The organism is Mesorhizobium sp. CCNWLY176, from assembly GCF_037153935.1.
GTDB classification, from domain to species: Bacteria; Pseudomonadota; Alphaproteobacteria; order Rhizobiales; family Rhizobiaceae; genus Mesorhizobium_M; species Mesorhizobium_M zhangyense.
Genome location: NZ_JBBBDZ010000036.1, coordinates 1 through 2,890, shown reverse-complemented (window position 1 = coordinate 2,890; position 2,890 = coordinate 1). Strand labels below are relative to the sequence as shown.

3 protein-coding genes are annotated in these 2,890 nt (G+C 65.1%); all 3 read right to left on the bottom strand.

Features of this window, described 5'->3' with window-relative positions; genetic code table 11:
- A partial coding sequence (locus WBQ96_RS28210) for an NAD(P)(+) transhydrogenase (Re/Si-specific) subunit beta (RefSeq protein ID WP_336556339.1) occupies positions 1–1,212 on the bottom strand: 1,212 nt, incomplete at its 3' end.
- Position 1,213: 1 nt separating this feature from the next.
- Complete coding sequence (locus WBQ96_RS28205; RefSeq protein ID WP_091915374.1) at positions 1,214–1,642, bottom strand: NAD(P) transhydrogenase subunit alpha; 429 nt, start codon at positions 1,640–1,642, stop codon at positions 1,214–1,216.
- Positions 1,642–2,890 (bottom strand): Re/Si-specific NAD(P)(+) transhydrogenase subunit alpha (locus tag WBQ96_RS28200; RefSeq protein WP_336556338.1); only part of this gene is annotated, 1,249 nt, incomplete at its 5' end. The genes WBQ96_RS28200 and WBQ96_RS28205, both read right to left, overlap by 1 nt.

The following is a 2,890-nucleotide window of genomic DNA, read 5'->3' as shown; positions in this document are numbered from 1 at the left end:
CTTGTCGTCGCGCGCCGACGGGTTGGTGACGTCGTTGGCGCCGATGACGTAAGCGACGTCGGCCTGCGCGAACTCGGAGTTGATGTCTTCGAGCTCGAACACTTCGTCGTAGGGCACATTGGCTTCCGCCAGCAGCACGTTCATGTGGCCAGGCATGCGGCCGGCGACCGGGTGAATGGCGTATTTCACTTCGACGCCGGCAGCCTTCAGCTTGTCGGCCATTTCACGCACCGCATGCTGCGCCTGCGCAACCGCCATGCCGTAGCCCGGCACGATGATGACCTTCTGCGCGTTCATCATCAGATAGGCGGCATCGTCTGCCGAGCCCTGCTTGACGGTGCGCTCGATGCCGTCGTCAGCACCCGCTGCCGCCGTCTCGCCGCCAAAGCCGCCGAGAATGACCGAGATGAAGGAGCGGTTCATGCCCTTGCACATGATGTAGGACAGGATCGCACCCGACGAGCCAACCAGCGCGCCGGTGATGATCAGCGCCAGATTGCCGAGCGTGAAGCCGAGTGCCGCTGCCGCCCAACCCGAATAGGAGTTGAGCATGGAGACGACCACCGGCATGTCGGCGCCGCCGATCGGCACGATCAGCAGCACGCCGAGTGCCAGCGAAGCGACGACGATCAGCCAGAACAGCGTGTAGCTCTGCGTCGTGACCAGAAGGATGATCAGCACCACCAGCGCAATGCCGAGGGCGGCATTGATGAAGTGGCGGCCGGGCAGCATGATCGGCTTGCCCGACATGCGGCCGTCGAGCTTGAGAAAGGCGATGACCGAGCCGGTAAACGTGATGGCGCCGATGGCGACACCCAGGCTCATCTCGACCAGCGCCTGGCCGTGGATGGCGCCGACCGTGCCGATGCCGAAGCTTTCGGGCGCATACATGGCCGCGGCAGCGACCATGACCGCGGCCATGCCGACGAGCGAGTGGAAGGCCGCGACCAGCTGCGGCATCGAGGTCATGGCGATGCGGCGCGCGGTGATCGCACCGATGCCGCCGCCGATGGCGAGGCCGGCGACGATCAGGCCGAGCCCGCCGATAGACGGGGTGGCCAGAGCCAGCGTCGTGACGATGGCGATGCCCATGCCGATCATGCCGTAGGTGTTGCCCTGACGGCTGGTGGTCGGATGCGACAGGCCGCGCAGCGCCAGGATGAACAGGATGCCGGAGACGAGGTAGAGGAAGGAAGCGAAGTTGGCGTTCACGTCACTTGTCCTTCTTCTTGTACATGGCCAGCATGCGCTGGGTGACGAGGAAGCCGCCGAAGATGTTGACCGAGGCGAGCACCAGGGCGACGAAGCCGAAGCCCGTCGCCAGGCCCGCTGCCGAGATGCCGACGGCCAGAAGCGCGCCGACGACGATAACCGACGAGATGGCGTTGGTGACGGCCATCAGCGGCGTATGCAGCGCCGGCGTCACCGACCACACCACATAGTAGCCGACGAAGATCGCCAGCACGAAGATGGCGAAGCGGAAGACGAAGGGATCGATCGCCCCGCCGGAAACGGCATGGGCAACACCACCCGCAGCGTCAGCCGCAGCCGGCGCATTGGCCAGATCCTGCACGCCGAGCCGCACCGCGGCCACGGCCTGATCAAGCTGGTCGAGCGCCTGTTGAAGAGCGGTCTTGTCCATCACGCATCCCCCCTGTTTTTACCGGGCACGATCGGTTTGACTGTTGCCGGTTTCTTCGCCGCAGGTTTCTTGGCAGCGGCCTTCTTCGGCGCGGCCTCAGACTTTGCCTCGGCTGTCTTGGTTGCCTTCGCTGCCGGCTCGGCTTGAGCGGGTGCGGCATTGGCGAAATTGGGATGAACGATCTTTCCGCCGTCGGTCAGCATCGTTGCCTTGACCAGATCGTCCTCGCGGTTGATCGCAAGCTGCTTCGTGCCCTTGTCGATCATGGTTTCGAGGAAGGCAAAAAGGTTCTTGGCATAAAGCAGCGAAGCGGATGCAGCGACCCGGCCCGGCACATTGAGGTGGCCGACGATCTTGACGCCGTTGGCCGTGGTGACGACCTTGCCCGCAACCGCGCCCTCGACATTGCCGCCGCGCTCGACCGCCAGATCGACGATGACCGAGCCGGCCTTCATCGAGGCGACCATGGCCGCAGACACCAGCTTCGGCGCCGGACGGCCCGGAATGAGTGCCGTGGTGATGACGATGTCCTGCTTGGCGATGTGCTCTGCAGTGAGCGCCGCCTGCTTGGCCTGATATTCCTTGGACATTTCCTTGGCATAGCCGCCGGCGGTTTCGGCCGCCTTGAATTCCTCGTCCTCGACGGCGAGGAACTTAGCGCCGAGCGAGGCGACCTGCTCCTTGGCAGCGGGGCGCACGTCGGTCGCCGTCACGATACCGCCGAGGCGCCGCGCGGTGGCGATGGCCTGAAGACCGGCGACGCCGACGCCCATGACGAAGATCTTTGCCGCCGGCACCGTGCCCGCCGCCGTCATCATCATCGGCAGCGCCCGGTCATATTCGGCGGCACCGTCGATGACGGCCTGATAGCCGGCGAGGTTGGCTTGCGAGGACAACACGTCCATCGACTGGGCGCGCGTGATGCGCGGCATGAATTCCATGGAGAACGCCGTGACCCCGGCCTTGGCAAGGGCCGCCACCGCAGCATCATTGCCGTAGGGATCCATGATGGCCAGAACCGCAGCGCCGGATTTATAGCCTTTCAGCTCGGCGTCGGTAGGGCGGCGCACCTTAAGCACCACATCGGCCTTGGCGGCGTCCGCTGCCTTGCCGATTTTCGCACCCGCCGCGGTGAATTCCGCATCGATGATGCGCGAGTTCAGGCCGGCGCCAGTCTCGACAATGATGTCGAAGCCGAGCGCAGTAAGCCGTTTCACCGTATCGGGAGACGCCGCAACGCGCGGCTCG